Source organism: Streptomyces sp. NPDC003284 (assembly GCF_053589675.1).
Map to the genome: position 1 here is coordinate 152,142 of NZ_JBSFSI010000014.1, position 17,083 is coordinate 169,224.

The window sequence follows — 17,083 nt, forward strand, 5'->3', positions numbered from 1 at the left end:
GGCGACAAGGTGCCGGATGCATCTACTGTCTGTCGTGCCGACGGACGGGGACCGCACGCACCGAAGGGGAGCCCTGGGATGGCCGAGGAGACAACCGAACGCACAGCGCCGCACGGACCGGAGGCCGTCGTGGCGCTCCGCGAGGTGGGCGTACGCCGCTTCACCACCGACCAGGTGATCCTCGACGGCGTCGACTGGACGGTCCGGCCCGGCGAGCACTGGGCACTGCTGGGCGCCAACGGCGCGGGCAAGACCACGCTGCTGCGGCTGCTGGGCGCACTCATGCACCCCACCTCCGGCAGCGTCGAGGTGCTCGGCGCCCGGCTCGGCCGGGTCGACGTGCGGGAGCTGCGGGCCCGGATCGGACATGTCACCTCCGCGCAGCGCGTACCGCAGGACCTCGACGCCCACACGGTGGTGCTCACCGGCCACACCGGCACGGTGCAGCCGCTGTGGCGGTCCTACGACGACGAGGTGCGCGAGCGCGCCCACGCGCTCCTGGCCGAGCTGGAGATCAAGGAGCTGGCCGACCGGCCGTACGGTGTCTGCTCGGGCGGGCAGCGGGCCCGGATCCTGATCGCCAGGGCGCTGATGGCGGAGCCCGCGCTGCTGCTCCTGGACGAGCCGTTCAACGCCCTCGACCTGCCCTCCCGGGAGGACCTGGTGGAGGCCATGCACCGGCTGGCCGAGGGGCGTCCGCGGCTCGCGACCGTGACGGTCACCCATCATCTGGAGGAGCTGTCCCCCGCCGTCAGCCACACGCTGCTGCTGCGCGAGGGCCGCATCCTGACCAGCGGGCCGGTGGCGGAGGTGCTCACCGGCGACCGGCTGACGTCCTGCTTCGGCCGGCCGATCGCGGTGAACCGGCACGAGGGCCGCTGGTGGGCGTACTCCGGGCGGCAGAGCGGCTAGGACCTCCCGTCCGGGTCCGGCCGATCATGGGGTTCGGCGTGGCGCAGCGTGGCCTGATGCCGCTTTCCCCTACCGGCAGTAACGTGATCAACTTTGGCTCCAGGTGCTCCGTACAGCCGAGTTGAGCGCCGTTCGCCGTCCGAACCCCCCGTGCGAGGATCCTCATGCCGCCCCAGGGCGATGCTCTGCCGCAAGCGCATTCTGACTACCGCAACCATCTGGAGACGTGCCGCCAGTGCCGCGCCGACGCCGCGCCCTGCCCCGTGGCGAAGCATCTGCTGCGCCTGTACAACAACACGCGCAGGGCGGCGGCACGCGTCAACTGACGTGACAGCGGCGGCGGCAGGACCTCGGACCCGGTTCCCGCCGCCGCTCCGTCGTACCGGGCGGCGCCGCATGGGACCGGCGAGCGGCCGGTTCCGGCCAACTTGCCCAGGGGGACGGCAGGTTGACGTACGCGGTCCGGCCGGTGCCGGACGGTCGCCGGACCGGCGCCCGCCGTGCCGCCGGGCGCGGGACCGGCTGCCGCGCGCACTGCCGCGCGCCCCCTTCGGCCGACCGGGTGACCACCCCCCGAGGCGGAGGCCGCGGCACGGAAAATGACCGTCGAGATCAGCGGACGCGCCGCCCCAGTTCTCCCACATATCGCCATAAAACGTGTGTTATTCATTCATGCACACACCTACGCGGCGCACCTTGCTCAGTGCCTCGATCATGGCTGCCGGCTCGGGTCTCCTGGGAGCCTGCTCGGGGTCCGGCTCCTCCTCGGAGACGGGTCCGCACCCGGGAACCGCCCAGGACTCCGGCACCGCGGACGGCGGCCACCGCCCCTTCGTCCCCAAAGGCCCCAAGGGGTACGTGAACCCGTCCGACCCCGAGGTGCTGGCCGCCGAGCGCAAGCGCGGCACGGGACCGGTGCGCACCTTCCGCCTCACCGCCGCCGAGGCCACGTGCGACGTGGGCGGACGCTCGTTCCGGACGTGGGCGTACAGCGACGGGCTGCCCGGCCGGGAAATCCGGGTGACACAGGGCGACATCCTGGACCTCACGCTCGCCAACCGGCTGCCCGTCGCGACGACGCTGCACTCGCACGGGGTCCGGCTGCGCTGCGACATGGACGGTGTGCCCGGCCTCACCCAGCCCGGGATCAAGCCCGGCGAGGAGTTCCGCTACCGCTTCGCGGTGTCCTACCCGGGCACGTACCTGCTCCACTCCCACGAGGGCATGCAGCCCGACCGGGGGCTGTACGCGCCGCTGATCGTGGACGACCCCAAGGAACCGCTGTCCTACGACAAGGAGTGGGTCGTCGTCCTGGACGACTGGGTGGACGGGGTGGAGGGCTCCACCCCGGACGGCGTGCTGGCGCAGCTGCACGGCGGCAAGCATCCGGCGATGAGCATGGAGATGGGCGGCGACCCTCAGCAGGAAGGTTCCGGCAGTCCGCGTCCGTCCGGCGGCCGGAGCGCGCCGCTGCGCAGGGCGGCGGGCGGCCCGTCCCGCATCCTGCGGCAGTCCCACAGCCGTCTCCTGGACGGCATGGGCGGCAATGTGGACTTCCCGTACTACCTGATCAACGGGCGGCTGCCGCAGTCCGCGCAGGTGTTCCGGGCCAAGCCCGGGGACCGGGTGCGGCTGCGGCTCATCAACGCGGGCGCCGACACCGCCTTCCGGGTGGCACTGGGCGGCCACCGGATGACGGTCACACACACCGACGGCTACCCGGTCGAGCACCGCGACACCGACGCGCTGCTCATCGGCATGGCCGAGCGCTACGACGTGCTCGTCACCGTCAAGGACGGCACCTTCCCGCTGGTCGCGCTGGCCGAGGGCAAGGGCGACCGGGCGAAGGCGCTGGCTGTGCTCCGCACCGACCAGGGCAAGGGCCTGCCCGCGCCCTCCGTCCACCCGGACGAGCTGGACGGCCGCCTGCTCCCGGCCCACAGTCTCAAGCCGCACGAGTCGGTGGCCCTGAGCGACGAGAAGCCGGACCGGGAGATCCGCATCCGGCTGACCGGCAACATGAAGGACTACAACTGGGCCTTCGACCACCAGCCCTACTCCACCGAGCACCGCCACGCCGTCCGCCAGGACGAACGGGTCCGGCTCACCCTGATCAACGCCACCGACATGTGGCACCCGCTGCATCTGCACGGCCACACGTTCGCGCTGACCGGCCTCAACGACATCGGCACACGCAAGGACACGGCGATCGTGCTGCCGCACCGCAAGCTGGTCGCCGACTTCTACGCCGACAACCCGGGCCTGTGGATGCTGCACTGCCACAACCAGTACCACTCGGAGTCCGGCATGATGACGATTCTCGGCTACCGCAGGTGACGACCGGTGCGGGCACACCGGCCCGGCGGGCGCTGCGCACCCCGCGCGCGGCCGGGCTGGCCGGGGTGCTGTTCGCGCTGCTGCTCGCGGCGGCGATCGTGCTGATCCGGCTGGGGATCCCGGAGGGCGCGGACGCGGCGACGGCGCCGGTCCGCACCGATCCCGCGCGGCGGGACGCGGTCCGGGCGGCCCTCGCCCTGGTGCCGCTGGCCGGGATCCTCTTCCTGTGGTTCACCGGCGTCGTGCGCACCCATGTGGGGGCGGCCGAGGACAAGTTCCTGGCGACCGTGTTCCTGGGCAGCGGGCTCGTCTTCGTGGCGACCATGTTCGGGGCAGCGGCGGCGGCGGGCGCCGTCGTGGCTGCCCCGCACCCGTCCTCCGGCGCGGTGGCCTCCCCCGCCGCCTGGGAGTTCGGCCGCCGGCTGGCCCACGAGCTGATGACCGGGTACGCGATGCGGATGGCGGCGGTCTTCACCTGCTCGCTGTCGGTGATGGGACACCGGCTGCGGATCCTGCCCCGCTGGCTGACCGTGCTCGGACTGCTCGCCGCGCTGACCCTGCTGTTCGCCTCCTCGACCGTGCCCTGGGCCGAGCTGGTCTTCCCGGCCTGGGCGCTGGTGCTGAGCGCGTACATCCTCGCGGTGGCCGGGCGCGCCGGGCCGGTCGCCGCGACGGCGGACTGAGCGCGGCGGCCCGTCACTCCGACGGACGGTTCCGGCGCGCGGACCGGCCGCCGGGCCCGCGATGCTGTCCGAGGGGAGATGACCGCCGTCCGAGGGCGCCCGCCGAACGGGTGGTCCCCGAGGACCTGGCCGCCGGAAGGGCGGGTCACCGATGAGGCTTGTCGTCGATCTCAACAGATGCCAGGGCTACGCTCAGTGCGCGTTCCTCGCGCCGGACGTGTTCACGATGCACGGCGAGGAGTCACTCGTCTACAGCCCCTGGGCCGACGACGAACAGCGGGAGAAGGTGGCCCGCGCGGTCGCCGCCTGCCCGGTGCAGGCGATCACCGCCGACGGTCTCGGCGGTCCGGCCGAGCCGGCGGCCGCGGCGGGACAGGGGGCACCCGATGCCCGCTGAGCAGTTCCACGAGTGGCTGCGCCGCGAGGGCCGCATCGTCGTCGTGGGTGCCTCGCTGGCCGGTCTGCGGGCCGCCGAGACCCTGCGCGCCGAGGGCTTCCGCGGCTCGCTGACCATGATCGGCGACGAACCGTACCAGCCGTACGACCGGCCGCCGCTGTCCAAGGCGGTCCTGCTGGGCAAGGCGGCGCCGGACCGCACCGACCTCCCCGGGCGCCGCGACGTCGACGCCGTCTGGCGGCTGGGCACGGCCGCGACCGGGCTCGACCTGGCCGCCCAGCGGGTGCGGCTCGCCGACGGCGACGAGGTGCCCTACGACCGGCTGCTGATCGCGACCGGGGTGCGCGCCCGGCCCTGGCCCAAGGAGGAGGAGGCCCAGCTCGACGGGGTCTTCGTGCTCCGCACCCGGGACGACGCCGTCCGGCTGCACCGGCGGCTGAAGGCCGGTCCGCGCCGGGTGTTCGTGATCGGCGCCGGGTTCACCGGTTCGGAGATCGCCTCCGCCTGCCGGGACCAGGACATTCCCGTCACCGTGGCCGAGCGGGCGGACGCGCCGCTGGTGGGCGCCCTCGGCGGGGTGGTCGGCGCGGTCGCCGCGGAACTCCACCACGACCACGGGGTGGATCTGCGCACCGGCGTCATGGTCACCGGCCTGGAGGGCAGCCCGGTCGGCCGGGTGCGGGCCGCGCACCTGTCCGACGGCAGCGTCGTCGAGACGGACCTCGTGGTGGTCTGCCTGGGCGCGACCCGCAACACCGAGTGGCTGACCGGCTCCGGGCTCGGCGCCGGGCCGCGCGGTATCGCCTGCGACGCGGGCTGCCGGGCCTTCGACTTCCGGGGCATCGTCACCGACGACGTGTACGTGGCCGGGGACGTGGCGCGCTCCCCGCATCCGCTGTTCAGCTACCAGTTCCTGTCGCTGGAGCACTGGGGCAACGCCGTCGCCCAGGCGGAGGTGGCCGCGCACAACATGATCAGCGCCAGTTCGGACCGGATCCCGCACATGTGGGTGCCCGCCTTCTGGTCGTCGCAGTTCGGCGTGAACATCAAGTCCGTGGGCGTGCCGTCCATGGGCGAGCAGATCATGATCACGCAGGGCTCGCTCACCGAGCGGCGCTTCGTCGGCGTCTACGGCTACCAGGGCCGCGTCATCGCCGCCGTGAGCTTCGACAACACGCGCTGGCTGGAGTTCTACGAGCGGCAGATCGAGACGGGCGCCCCGTTCCCGGTGGAGTACCCGACGATGGACCGCCGCCCCGAGGGCCGCAAGGCGATGCCGGCCGACTTCCCCGACCCGTCCCTGCCGACGCACGGCCCGACGGTGACGCTCAGCGGCTACTCCCCCACCGACCGGCGCCTGGTGTTCACCCCGGCCCGCCACTGACCGCCGCACGGCCCGAGCCCCGCCCCTCCCTCCCCACCCGAGGACCCCCCATGACGCAACCGTCGCTGCTGCGCCGGATCACCGACTACTCCAGCCGTGCCGACCCCTACCCGCTCTACGCGGAACTGCGCAGGACACCGGTGCTGCACGAGGAGGAGGGCGGTCCGTACGTCGTCAGCTCCTACTACGACATCCTGGGACTGCTGCACGACCCCCGGATCAGCTCGGACGCCGGCAATCTCACCGCTCCGGGCGCCGACGAGCTGTCGGAGCCGGAGGCCACGGGGCTGCCGCCGAGCTTCATCCGGCTCGACCCGCCCGAGCACGACCGGCTGCGCCGGATCGCCAACAGCTCGTTCGGGCCGCCGCACCGGCCGCACCGGATCGACGACATGCGCGGGGAGCTCGGCCGGATCGTCGCCGAACTCCTCGACGAGCTGGGCGACGAGCGGGAGATCGACCTCGTCGACCAGTTCGCCTACCCCTTCCCGGTGACCGTCATCTGCCGCCTCCTCGGGGTGCCGCGCGAGGACGAACCGCGCTTCCGCGCCTGGGTCGACCCGATCGTCGCCGGTCTGGACCCGGACTCGCGCAACGACCCCGGGGCCCCGGTCCAGCGCGCCGCGCAGGAGGCCCGGGTCCAGCTCGGCATGTACCTGGCCGGTCTGGCGGAGCAGCGCGCCAAGGAGCCCCGCGACGACATGCTGTCCGACCTGATGTCCGGTCACGGCCCGGACGGCGCCATGTCCACGATGGAGGTGCTCAGCACGGCCGTGCTGCTGCTGATCGCGGGCCACGAGACGACGGTCAACCTGATCACCAACGGCATGCTGACGCTGCTGCGGTACCCGGAGCACCTGCGGCGGCTGCGCGAGGACCCCGGGCTGTCGGCCGGCATCGTCGAGGAACTGCTGCGCTACGAGCCGCCGGTCCAGCTGGTGCCCTCGCGCACCTGCATCACCGACATCGAGCTGCGCGGGGTGACCATCCCCAAGGGTTCGCGGATCTGGCTGGTCCTGGGCGCGGGCAACCGGGACCCGGAGCGCTTCACCGACCCCGACCGGTTCGACCCGGACCGCGGCGACATCCAGCACCTCGGGTTCGGCAGCGGCATCCACGTCTGCTTCGGCGCCCCGCTGGCCCGGCTGGAGACACAGATCGCGCTCACCGCGCTGGCCCGGCGCCTGGACAACCCCCGGCTCGTCGAGGACCCGCCGCCGTACCGGCAGAACGCGGTGCTGCGCGGCCCGCGGCATCTGAACATCGCGATCGACGGCGTACTGCCCTGACCGGTGCCTGAGGAAACTTCTGGACAACTCGAAAAAATCAGACAAAATAGTCAACGTTGTCATCGCAACGCACCGCGACTCACCGCGATCCCGAGGAGCCGCCCCCGCATGGCGTACGGAGCCCACCACAGCCCCACCCCGCCGCCCCGTCCCGACCTGGGCCCCGCCCGCGACTGCGAGCACTGCCTGGGCTGGGGGACGGTCGTCACCCATGACGGCCGGCACGAACTGTGCGGCACCTGTCAGGCCGTCCCGGACGGCGGCCCGCCCTTCGGCGCGGCCGCGCCCCGGCACGCACCGGACTGAGCGGCCGTCCGCCTCCTCCGTCCGGGTGATGTCCGTCCCCCGTGCGAGTGGTGGTGCTGCTCCGTCCGAGTGGTGCGTCCCCCCACCCCGTCGTAGCGTCATTGGAAGGTTCTGACGTCGTCGCCGGGAGCGGAACATGGGCGGACACACAGTGCGGACAGCAGTCACACTCGGTGCAGCCGTAGTGCTCAGCGCGGCTCTGGGAACGGTCTCCGCGGCCGCCGCGGCACCGGCAACCCCGACAGCGGCCGGACACACATGGCACCGGCAGCCCATCTTCGTGGACTGCCTGTGGAAGCCGCGGACGCGGCCCGAGGCGTTCATCCTGGCCTGCGGTGACGGCAACAGCCGTCTGTCCTCGCTGCACTGGACGCGGTGGAACGGCCGCTCCGCGGTCGCCCGCGGCGTCAACGTCGTCAACGACTGCAAGCCGTACTGCGCGGCGGGCACCTTCCACTCGTACCCGGTGGTCGTGCGGCTCGACCGCGCGGAGCCCTGGAAGAAGCACCCACGGGTCCAGCACTTCACGCAGCTCACCCTCGTCTTCCCCGGCGCGCGGCCGGCCGGGTACGAGCGCACGGTGACCTATCCCCTGTGGAACTGAGCGGAGGGCCGGGACCCCCTCCGGACTGAGCGGGGTTCCGGGACCCGGTCGTCCCCGACCGGCGGTCCGGTGGCGGGCGCGCGCATCACGCGGGCGCTCCCCCGGCCGCCGGTCGCGTGGCGCCCAGGGCTTTTCTCGCAGGTCCGACACTGTTTCGCCGCGCCCACGGGGGAACCCGGGGTGTCTGCCGAGCAAGGGAGCAGCCGGGATGCACTCGATCACCAAGGGCCTGCTGGCGGGTGCCGCGGGCACGCTCGCCCTCGACCTGGTCTCCTACGGCGACATGCTGCTGCGCGGACGCGCGGCCAGCACCGTCCCGGCGCAGGTCGCGGGGCGGCTGGCCGGCCGCGCCGGGGTGCCGCTGGGGCAGGGCGAGGAGCGCGAGAACCGCAGCCAGGCCGCGGGGGCGCTCATGGGGTACGCGACCGGGATCGGCGCGGGCGTGGCCTACGGCCTGCTGCGGCCCCGGCGGCGGCCGCTGCCGGTGCTGGTGGCGGGGCCGCTGCTGGGCGCCGCCGTCATGGCGGGCGCCAACGCGCCCGCGACCGCGCTCCGGCTGACCGATCCGGGCTCCTGGGACCTGGCGTCCTGGGTGTCCGACATCGTCCCGCACCTGGTGTACGGCCTGACGACCGCGGCGGCCTACCACGCCATGCGCTGACCGGCGGGGCGAGCAAGGCGAAGAAAGCGGAGGCACAGTGACGCTGCGCATCGGTGCCGAGGAGGAGTTCCACCTCGTCGACGCGGAGACGGGCCGCCTGGTGCCCCGGGCGGGCGCCGTGCTCGAACGGCTGGGCGGGTCCGGGTACGCGCCGGAGCTCCAGCGGTCCGTCGTGGAGAGCAACAGCGGGGTGCACGCCACCCTCGAAGGGCTGCTGGCCGACCTCACCGCGTCCCGGCGGCGGCTGGCCGCCGCGGCGTCCGCCCTCGGGCTGACCGCGGTGGCCGCCGGCACCGTCCCGCTGGCCGCCCCGGCCCGGGGCGACGTCACCGCCGACCCGCGCTATCTGCGCATGGCCGACCAGTACCGGCGGCTCGCCGACGAGCAGTTGATCTGTAGTGCGCAGGTGCATGTCGACGTGCCCGACCGGGACACCGCCGTACGCGCCATGTGCCTGGTCGGGCCGTGGCTCGCCCCGCTGCTGGCGCTCTCCGCCAGTTCCCCGTACTGGCTGGGCGCGGACACCGGGTACGCGAGCTGGCGGACGATGCTGTGGCAGCGCTGGCCGACCGCGGGCCCGGCGGGCTGCCACTCCGGCGCCGCCTCCTACGACGCCCTGCTGGCGGACCTCATCCGCTCGGGCGTCATCAGTGACCCCGGGATGGTCTACTACGACGTCCGCCCCTCCGCGCACCAGCGCACGCTGGAGCTGAGGATCTGCGACGCCTGCCCGCGCGTGACGACGGTGGTGCTGGTGGCCGGTCTCTTCCGGGCCCTCGTCCACGACGCCTGCGCCCGGCTCACCCGGCGCGAGCACCCCGGCTGCGACGGGCGGCACGAGTGGCTGCGGGCCGCCGCCTGGCAGGCGGCGCGCTGCGGTCTCGAAGGGCCGCTCACCGATCCCGTCACCCTGCGCCCCGCCCCCGCCCGCACCGTCCTGCACACCCTGCTGGCCCGGCTCCGGCCGGTGCTGGAGGCCTACGGCGACTGGGACGCCGTCCGGGAGCTGCTGGAGCTCGCCCTGGCCGACGGCAGCGCGGCCCGGCGGCTGCGGGGCGTGTACGAACGCCGGGGCCCGGCCGCGGCCGTCGCCGCCCTGGCCGCCGAGACGGCGGCGGGCGCGCCCACGGCCGCCGCGCGGCCGGCGGACGCGGCGGCCGGATCCGGTGCGGCGCGTTCCGCACCGGTCGAGGCAGCCGGCGGTTTCGGCACCGGCCGGGCGGGCAACCCCTTGTCCTGACCGAGCCATGTGCGGGAGCCGCCATGTGGAAGCGCAGGAAGTGCACGGGGGACGCGAGGGGCACGAGGGGCGGCAGGGGCAGGTGGCGGGCGCGGCACGCCGGGCCCGTCGCACCGGAGCTGTGCGATCTGTGCGGGCTCACCTTCCCCGCGTGCGAGGCGGTGCGGGAACGGGTGCCCGACTCCTCGGCCGTCCATCCCACCGACGACTGGTTCGACGGGCTGCGCCTCGTCACCGCGTGCAGCGAGGCGCACCTGGCCGTCGTCCGTGAACGCTACCGGCACCGGCCCTTCGTGCAGGAGGAGCTGTGGGCCGCGAAGATCGAGCGTGCGCTGAGCGGCGGCACTCCGGTGCTCACCATGGAACGGCTCGGCTGCCGCACCGGCCTGCACGCACCGGAGATCCGGCGCGCCATCGCCTGGCACAACGCGCACCTGCCGCCGGATCCGCCACCCGGAGCCTGACCGTCCGCGGGGGCGGGGGGGACGGCGGTTTCGGCCGTACGGTCCCCGGGCACCCGTCGCGCGCCCGTCCGCGAGCACCGGGTGTGTGCCGAGCGAGGAGGCCACAGATGCCGCAGAGGCCACAGACGACCGCGCACCACGCGGACCAGCTGTCCGCGCACCACGCCAATCAGCTCTACGGCCCGCAGCCGGACGTGGCGCGGGCGGCGGGCTATCCGGACGCCCCGCCGCGCGTGGGCTTCTTCACCGACACCTCCGTCTGCATCGGCTGCAAGGCGTGCGAGGTGGCGTGCAAGGAGTGGAACTCGGTCCCCGAGGACGGCCTGGAACTGACCGGCATGTCCTACGACAACACGCGCGGCCTGGGCGCGGACACCTGGCGGCACGTGGCCTTCGTCGAGCAGCAGCGCCCCGCCGGTCACGGTGCCGCCGGGCAGGGCGGCGGCCACGGCGGTTTCGACGCCTTCGAGGCCGCCCGCGCGCTCGACGACCCCGCGCGCTCCCCCGCCGCGCCGCCCGCCCCCGAGGGGCGCACCGAACTGCGCTGGCTCATGTCCTCCGACGTGTGCAAGCACTGCACCCACGCGGCCTGTCTCGACGTGTGCCCCACCGGGGCGCTGTTCCGCACCGAGTTCGGCACGGTCGTGGTCCAGCAGGACGTGTGCAACGGCTGCGGCTACTGCGTGCCGGCCTGCCCGTACGGGGTGATCGACCAGCGCAAGGAGGACGGCCGGGTCTGGAAGTGCACCCTGTGCTACGACCGGCTCGGCGCCGGGACGGAACCGGCGTGCGCCAAGGCGTGCCCCACCGACTCCATCCAGTTCGGCCCGCTGGAGGAGCTGCGCGAGCGGGCCGCCGCCCGGGTGGCGCGGCTGCACACGGCCGGTGTCACCGAGGCCCGGCTCTACGGCGAGGACCCCGAGGACGGGGTCGGCGGCGACGGGGCGTTCTTCCTGCTGCTCGACGAGCCCGAGGTCTACGGTCTGCCGCCCGACCCGGTGGTCACCACCCGGGACCTGACCGCGATGTGGAGGCACGCGGCGACGGCCGCCGCCTCGCTCGCCCTGCTGGGCGCCGCCGCCTTCGCCCGGAGGCCGCGGTGAACGGGCGGGACCGGCCCGAGCGGCGGTCGGACGTCACCGGGGAGGGCGTGGAGGGCGCGCGCCCCGGACGCGACGCGCTCGCGCCCGCCCCCTCCGGGAGAGCGGCGGGCGGACGCCGCGGCGGCGGGCGGCGGCGCGGGCGCGGGGAGCGGTCGATGGTCCCCGAGGCCGCGTTCACCTCGTACTACGGCGAGCCGGTCCTGAAGGCCCCCACGTGGAAGCCGGTCGACATCGCCGGATACCTCTGCCTCGGCGGGCTGGCCGGCGGATCGTCCCTGCTGGCGGCGGGCGGGCACGCCACCGGGCGGCCCGCACTGGCGCGGGTGGCGAAGGCGGGCGCGGCGGGTGCCATCACGCTCTCCCTGGGCACGCTGGTGCACGACCTCGGCCGGCCCGCCCGGTTCCTCAACATGCTGCGCGTGGTCAAGCCGACCTCGCCGATGAACACCGGTTCCTGGCTGCTGGCCGGGTACGCGCCGCTGGCCCTGGCCGCCGTCGCCGCCGACGTCACCGGCCGCCTGCGGCTCCTCGGCGCGGGCGCCACCGCCGGGGCGGCCGTGCTGGGCCCGGCCGTCGTCACGTACACCGCGGTCCTGCTGTCGGACACGGCGGTGCCGGCCTGGCACGAGGGGTACCGCACGCTGCCGTTCGTCTTCGCGGGTTCCGGGGCGAGCGCGGCGGCCGGTCTCGCCCTGGCCTGCGCGCCCCTCGGGGAGACCGGACCGGCGCGCCGGGCGGCCGTGCTGGGCGCCGCGCTGGAGCTGGGCGCCTTCCGGCTGATGACACGCCGGATGGGGCTGGTGGCGGAGGTCTTCGAGCGGGGCCGGGCGCACCGGCTGCTGCGGGCCGCCGAGCTGCTGACCGCGGGCGGCGCCGTGCTGGCGGCGTACGCGGGCACGGGTACGGATGCGGGTGCGCGCGGGCGGCGGAGGCGCGGCCGGTGGCCGGGGTGCGGTCGTGGTCGCGGTGCGGCGGTGGCCGCGGGGGCGGCTCTGCTGACCGGATCGGCCGCGCTGCGCTTCGGGGTGTTCCACGCGGGCGTGGCGTCGGCCGAGGATCCCCGGTACACCGTCGTACCGCAGCGCGAGCGGCTGCGGGCCCGCGCGGGCTGACCCACCGGCGGCACGGCCGTTTTCCCCGGGGGCGCCGGGGGTACTCCGCAGCCACCGCGCCACCGCGCGCCGTACCGGGGCCGAGCGCCGTACCGGAGAGGAGGCCCCCGTCATGGGTGTACGCACCTGGATCGACTCCTGGCCGGTCTACCGCCAGCTGACGGGCACCGACCCGCTGGGCCGCGGGGCCGCCGCCAGGAGCGGGCCGAGCGAGCGGCTCACGCCCCGGGTGTCCACCGCGGACGGGGTGGTCAAGTCGATCTGCCCCTACTGCGCCGTGGGCTGCGGCCAGAACGTGTACGTGCAGGACGGGCGGGTCACGCAGATCGAGGGCGACCCCGACTCCCCGATCTCGCGCGGGCGGCTGTGCCCCAAGGGCTCGGCCAGCCTCCAGCTGACCACCGGGGACGCCCGCGAGCACCACGTCCTGTACCGGCGGCCGTATGGCACCGGCTGGGAGCGGCTCGACCTGGACACGGCGATGGACATGATCGCCGACCGGGCGCTCGCGGCCCGGCGGGCGGGCTGGCAGTGGGAGGCCGACGGCGCGCGCACCCGGCGCACCATGGGTATCGCGAGCCTGGGCGGCGCCACGCTGGACAACGAGGAGAACTACCTGATCAAGAAGCTCTTCACCGCGCTGGGCGCGATCCAGATCGAGAACCAGGCGCGTGTTTGACACTCCTCCACCGTTCCCGGTCTGGGAACCTCGTTCGGCCGCGGCGGCGCGACCACCTTCCAGCAGGACCTCCAGAACTCGGACTGCATCGTCATCCAGGGCTCGAACATGGCCGAGTGCCATCCGGTCGGGTTCCAGTGGGTGATGGAGGCCAAGGCCCGGGGCGCGAAGGTGATCCACGTCGATCCGCGCTTCACCCGCACCAGCGCGCTGGCCGATGTGCACGTGCCGCTGCGCGCGGGCTCGGACATCGCCTTCCTCGGCGGGATCATCAACCACGTCCTGAGCACCGGGGCGTACTTCCGCGACTACGTGGCGGCCTACACCAACGGCCCGGTGGTGCTGCGCGAGGACTTCCGGGACACCGAGGACCTGGGCGGCGTGTTCTCCGGGCTGGACCCGGACACCCGCAGCTACGACAACAGCACCTGGCAGTACGCGGGCACCGAGACGCAGGCGGCCTCGGGGGAACGCGACCTGGAGTACGAGGAGCGCACCGGCGGCGGCGCCTCGGTGAGCGAGGCGGCGCGCGGCGAGTCCCACGGATCGGGCGGCGCCGGGATCGGCGAGGGCGAGCCCGAGCGCGACGAGAGCATGACGCATCCGCGGTGCGTGCTCCAACTGCTCAGGCGGCACTACGCCCGCTACACGCCGGAGCTGGTCGAACAGGTCTGCGGGGTGCCGCAGGAGCTGTTCCGCCAGGTGTGCGCGCTGGTCACGGAGAACTCCGGGCGGGAGCGGACCACCGCGTTCGCCTACGCGGTCGGCTGGACCCAGCACACCGTGGGCGTCCAGTACATCCGGGCCGCGTCGGTGCTGCAAAGCCTGCTCGGCAACATCGGGCGGCCGGGCGGCGGCATCCTGGCGCTGCGCGGGCACGCCTCCATCCAGGGGTCCACGGACATCCCCACCCTCTTCAACCTGCTGCCCGGCTACATCCCGATGCCCCACGCCCACCGGCAGGAGGACCTGGACGCCTTCGTGCGCGGCGCGGCGGCCCGCAAGGGCTACTGGGGCAACATGCGCGCGTACCTGGTCAGCCTGCTCAAGGCGTACTGGGGCGAGGCGGCCACCGAGGGCAACGACTACTGCTTCGACTATCTGCCGCGGCTGACCGGCTCGCACTCCACGTACGAGACGGTGATGGCGCAGCTGGAGGGCGTCTGCAAGGGCTACTTCCTGATGGGGGAGAATCCGGCGGTCGGCTCCGCCAACGCCAAGCTCCAGCGGCTGGGCATGGCGAACCTGGACTGGCTGGTCGTGCGCGACTTCTCGCTGATCGAGTCGGCCACCTGGTGGCAGGACGGCCCGGAGATCGAGTCCGGTGAGCTGCGCACCGAGGACATCGGCACCGAGGTGTTCTTCCTCCCGGCCGCCGCGCACACCGAGAAGGACGGCAGTTTCACCAACACGCAGCGGCTGCTCCAGTGGCACCACAAGGCCGTCGACCCGCCCGGCGAGGCGCGCAGCGACCTGTGGTTCACCTACCACCTCGGGCGGCTCGTCCGGGAGAAGCTGGCCGGTTCCCCGGAGCCCATGGACCGGCCGGTGCTCGATCTGGCCTGGGACTACGCCGCGCGGGGCGAGTGGGGCGAGCCGGACGCGGAGTCGGTGCTCGCCGAGATCAACGGCCGGGACGCCGAGGGCCGGCCGCTGTCCTCGTACGAGCAGTTGCGCGACGACGGTTCGACCGCCTGCGGCTGCTGGATCTACTGCGGGGTCCAGGCCGACGGCGTCAACCGGGCGGCCCTCCGCAGGCCGGGCCGGGAGCAGGACTGGGTGGCCGCCGAGTGGGGCTGGGCGTGGCCCGCCAACCGCCGGATCCTCTACAACCGGGCCTCGGCGGACCCCGACGGCAGGCCGTGGAGCGCGCGCAAGGCGCTGGTGTGGTGGGACGCGGACCGGCGGGAGTGGACCGGCCACGATGTCGCCGACTTCAAGAAGGACAAGTCTCCCGGTCACCGGCCGCCGCCGGACGCGACCGGCCCCGAGGCGCTGTCGGGCACCGACCCGTTCATCATGCAGGCCGACGGCAAGGCGTGGCTGTACGTGCCTTCAGGGCTCACCGACGGCCCGCTGCCCACGCACTACGAACCGCAGGACTCGCCCTTCGAGAACCTGCTGTACGGGCAGCAGCGCAATCCGGTGCGGCAGGTGATGCCGTCGGTGCCGGACAACCGCTACCAGCCCAGCGGCGGCGAGCCGGGCACGGAGGTCTTCCCCTACGTGGCCACCACCTACCGGCTCACCGAGCACCACACGGCGGGCGGCATGTCCCGCTGGCAGCCGTATCTGGCGGAGCTGCAACCGGAGTTCTTCTGCGAGGTGTCCCCGGAGCTGGCCGCCGAACGCGGGCTCGGACACACCGGCTGGGCGACGATCGTCAGCGCCCGGGGCGTGATCGAGGCACGGGTGCTGGTCACCGACCGGATGGCGCCGCTGCGGGTGCACGGCCGGACCCTGCACCAGGTGGGCCTGCCCTACCACTGGGGTCCCAACGGCTACAGCACCGGTGACGCCGCCAACGAGCTGGTGCACCTGTCCCTGGACCCGAACACCCACATCCAGGAGACGAAGGCGTTCGCCGTGGACATCCGGCCCGGCCGCCGCCCACGGGGCCCGGCGGCCCCGGCGCTGGTGCGCGCCTACCGGGCGCGGGCGGGCATCGACGACCGGACGGGCACGGAGCTGTGAGCCGCGCCCGGCCCGGTCTGTGTGCCGCCGGTCCCGGGCTGTCCGAGTCCGGGGGTCATCTGAGGACGAGCGCGTGCGTGCCGCGCGGTCGCAGTTCGCCGATCACCGGGGCGCCGGGGATCTCCCCGGCCACCAGCAGACCGCCGGAGGTCTGGGCGTCGGCCAGGAGCAGCCGGGTGTCCTCGTCGGCGGTGCCGAAGTCGGTGACCGGGGTCACCCACTCCAGGTTGCGCCGGGTGCCGCCGCTGACGTAGCCGTCCCGCACCGCCTGCCGGGCCCCGTCCAGATACGGCACGGCGGCGGTGTCGAGGACGGCGGTCACGTCGGAGGCGCGGGCCAGTTCGTACAGATGGCCGAGGAGTCCGAAGCCCGTCACGTCGGTCGCGCAGGTGGCGCCCGCGGCGAGCGCCGCCTCGGACGCCGCCCGGTTGAGCGCCACCATGGTGGCCACCGCCTGCTCGAACCGCTCTCCGGTGGCCTTGTGCCGGTTGTTCAGCACCCCGAGGCCGAGGGGTTTGGTCAGGGACAGCGGCACTCCGGGGCGGCCGGTGTCGTTGCGCAGCAACCGGGCCGGGTCGGCGAGTCCGGTGACGGCCATGCCGTACTTCGGCTCCGGGTCGTCCACGCTGTGTCCGCCGCCGACGTGGCAGCCCGCCTCGGCGGCGATGTCCAGGCCGCCGCGCAGCACCTCGCGGGCCAGCGCGAAGGGCAGCACCTCGCGCGGCCAGGCGAGGAGGTTCACGGCGAGGACCGGGCGGCCGCCCATCGCGTAGACGTCCGAGAGGGCGTTCGCCGCGGCGATGCGCCCCCAGTCGTAGGGGTCGTCGACGACCGGTGTGAAGAAGTCGGCCGTGCACACCATGGCCATGCCCTGCGTGCCGCCGTCCGCCGCCGCGGGCAGCCGTACGACCGCCGCGTCGTCCCCGGTGGCCGCCCCCACCAGCAGCGGAGCCCTGCTGGGCACCGGCGGCGCCGCCGTCAGCGACCCGAGCACCTCCTCCAGTTCGCCCGGCGGGATCTTGCAGGCGCAGCCGCCTCCGTGGGCGAACTGCGTGAGCCGTACGGGCGTTTCGCCGGTCGTCGTCATGCGGGTCCCTTCCGGTAGCCTGAGCGGGCGGTGGAGGCGTGTGGGTGCCTGGTGGCCCTCCCGGTCTTCAAAACCGAGGTGCCCGAGGATCTCGGGCAGGCGGGTTCGATTCCCGTCCGCCTCCGTCCCCA

General features: G+C 74.0%; 15 protein-coding genes and 1 tRNA gene. 15 read left to right on the forward strand and 1 reads right to left on the reverse strand.

Going from position 1 to position 17,083, the window contains the following annotated elements; genetic code table 11:
* The first annotated feature begins 78 nt into the window (after window positions 1-78).
* From ACWDYF_RS26640 to fdh, 14 genes are all read left to right on the forward strand, one after another.
* Window positions 79-912, forward strand: coding sequence for an ABC transporter ATP-binding protein (locus tag ACWDYF_RS26640; protein WP_389472134.1), 834 nt, complete (start codon window positions 79-81; stop codon window positions 910-912).
* A gap of 672 nt (window positions 913-1,584) precedes the next feature.
* On the forward strand, window positions 1,585-3,249 hold the full coding sequence (locus tag ACWDYF_RS26645) for a multicopper oxidase family protein (protein WP_389472132.1): 1,665 nt from the start codon (window positions 1,585-1,587) through the stop codon (window positions 3,247-3,249).
* On the forward strand, window positions 3,246-3,932 hold the full coding sequence (locus ACWDYF_RS26650) for a hypothetical protein (RefSeq protein WP_389472129.1): 687 nt from the start codon (window positions 3,246-3,248) through the stop codon (window positions 3,930-3,932). Before ACWDYF_RS26645 ends, ACWDYF_RS26650 begins: the two co-directional genes overlap by 4 nt.
* 151 nt (window positions 3,933-4,083) lie before the next feature.
* Complete coding sequence (locus ACWDYF_RS26655) at window positions 4,084-4,329, forward strand: ferredoxin (RefSeq protein WP_389472126.1); 246 nt, start codon at window positions 4,084-4,086, stop codon at window positions 4,327-4,329.
* Window positions 4,319-5,713, forward strand: coding sequence for an NAD(P)/FAD-dependent oxidoreductase (locus tag ACWDYF_RS26660; protein WP_381744707.1), 1,395 nt, complete (start codon window positions 4,319-4,321; stop codon window positions 5,711-5,713). Before ACWDYF_RS26655 ends, ACWDYF_RS26660 begins: the two co-directional genes overlap by 11 nt.
* A 50-nt stretch (window positions 5,714-5,763) precedes the next feature.
* On the forward strand, window positions 5,764-7,002 hold the full coding sequence (locus tag ACWDYF_RS26665; protein WP_381744706.1) for a cytochrome P450: 1,239 nt from the start codon (window positions 5,764-5,766) through the stop codon (window positions 7,000-7,002).
* Window positions 7,003-7,110: 108 nt separating this feature from the next.
* A complete protein-coding gene (locus ACWDYF_RS26670; RefSeq protein WP_381744705.1) occupies window positions 7,111-7,308 on the forward strand; it encodes a hypothetical protein in 198 nt (65 codons plus the stop codon).
* Between the two features lie 280 nt (window positions 7,309-7,588).
* Window positions 7,589-7,912 (forward strand): hypothetical protein, encoded by a 324-nt coding sequence (locus ACWDYF_RS26675; RefSeq protein WP_381744704.1) that lies wholly within the window; start codon window positions 7,589-7,591, stop codon window positions 7,910-7,912.
* A 208-nt stretch (window positions 7,913-8,120) separates the two neighbouring features.
* Complete coding sequence (locus ACWDYF_RS26680; RefSeq protein ID WP_381744703.1) at window positions 8,121-8,573, forward strand: hypothetical protein; 453 nt, start codon at window positions 8,121-8,123, stop codon at window positions 8,571-8,573.
* Window positions 8,574-8,610: 37 nt separating this feature from the next.
* Window positions 8,611-9,813 carry a carboxylate-amine ligase gene (locus ACWDYF_RS26685; RefSeq protein WP_389472120.1) on the forward strand — a complete coding sequence of 401 codons (1,203 nt, stop codon included), beginning with the start codon at window positions 8,611-8,613 and terminating at the stop codon, window positions 9,811-9,813.
* A gap of 23 nt (window positions 9,814-9,836) precedes the next feature.
* On the forward strand, window positions 9,837-10,277 hold the full coding sequence (locus ACWDYF_RS26690; protein WP_018566496.1) for a hypothetical protein: 441 nt from the start codon (window positions 9,837-9,839) through the stop codon (window positions 10,275-10,277).
* A 107-nt stretch (window positions 10,278-10,384) separates the two neighbouring features.
* Window positions 10,385-11,380, forward strand: coding sequence for a 4Fe-4S dicluster domain-containing protein (locus ACWDYF_RS26695; RefSeq protein WP_389472117.1), 996 nt, complete (start codon window positions 10,385-10,387; stop codon window positions 11,378-11,380).
* A gap of 155 nt (window positions 11,381-11,535) precedes the next feature.
* Complete coding sequence (gene nrfD, locus ACWDYF_RS26700; protein ID WP_389472196.1) at window positions 11,536-12,492, forward strand: NrfD/PsrC family molybdoenzyme membrane anchor subunit; 957 nt, start codon at window positions 11,536-11,538, stop codon at window positions 12,490-12,492.
* Window positions 12,493-12,604: 112 nt separating this feature from the next.
* Window positions 12,605-15,865 (forward strand): formate dehydrogenase, encoded by a 3,261-nt coding sequence (gene fdh / locus ACWDYF_RS26705; protein WP_389472114.1) that lies wholly within the window; start codon window positions 12,605-12,607, stop codon window positions 15,863-15,865.
* Window positions 15,866-15,920: 55 nt separating this feature from the next.
* Here fdh and selD read toward each other — a convergent pair whose 3' ends face one another.
* The gene (selD, locus tag ACWDYF_RS26710; RefSeq protein WP_018566491.1) at window positions 15,921-16,952 is read right to left on the reverse strand and encodes a selenide, water dikinase SelD; all 1,032 of its coding nucleotides are present in this window, start codon (window positions 16,950-16,952) and stop codon (window positions 15,921-15,923) included.
* A gap of 32 nt (window positions 16,953-16,984) precedes the next feature.
* On the opposite strand from selD, the gene ACWDYF_RS26715 reads away from it, so the two are divergent.
* Window positions 16,985-17,077, forward strand: a tRNA-Sec gene (locus tag ACWDYF_RS26715).
* Window positions 17,078-17,083: the final 6 nt, after the last annotated feature.

Bases quoted from the DNA above. Each gene is read 5' to 3' on its own strand.
- nrfD (WP_389472196.1), top strand. From the start codon at position 11,536: ATGGTCCCCGAGGCCGCGTTCACCTCGTACTACGGCGAGCCGGTCCTG.
- ACWDYF_RS26645 (WP_389472132.1), top strand. From the start codon at position 1,585: ATGCACACACCTACGCGGCGCACCTTGCTCAGTGCCTCGATCATGGCT.
- selD (WP_018566491.1), bottom strand. From the start codon at position 16,952: ATGACGACGACCGGCGAAACGCCCGTACGGCTCACGCAGTTCGCCCAC.
- ACWDYF_RS26670 (WP_381744705.1), top strand. From the start codon at position 7,111: ATGGCGTACGGAGCCCACCACAGCCCCACCCCGCCGCCCCGTCCCGAC.
- ACWDYF_RS26655 (WP_389472126.1), top strand. From the start codon at position 4,084: ATGAGGCTTGTCGTCGATCTCAACAGATGCCAGGGCTACGCTCAGTGC.
- ACWDYF_RS26640 (WP_389472134.1), top strand. From the start codon at position 79: ATGGCCGAGGAGACAACCGAACGCACAGCGCCGCACGGACCGGAGGCC.
- ACWDYF_RS26690 (WP_018566496.1), top strand. From the start codon at position 9,837: ATGTGGAAGCGCAGGAAGTGCACGGGGGACGCGAGGGGCACGAGGGGC.
- ACWDYF_RS26665 (WP_381744706.1), top strand. From the start codon at position 5,764: ATGACGCAACCGTCGCTGCTGCGCCGGATCACCGACTACTCCAGCCGT.
- ACWDYF_RS26680 (WP_381744703.1), top strand. From the start codon at position 8,121: ATGCACTCGATCACCAAGGGCCTGCTGGCGGGTGCCGCGGGCACGCTC.
- ACWDYF_RS26695 (WP_389472117.1), top strand. From the start codon at position 10,385: ATGCCGCAGAGGCCACAGACGACCGCGCACCACGCGGACCAGCTGTCC.
- ACWDYF_RS26660 (WP_381744707.1), top strand. From the start codon at position 4,319: ATGCCCGCTGAGCAGTTCCACGAGTGGCTGCGCCGCGAGGGCCGCATC.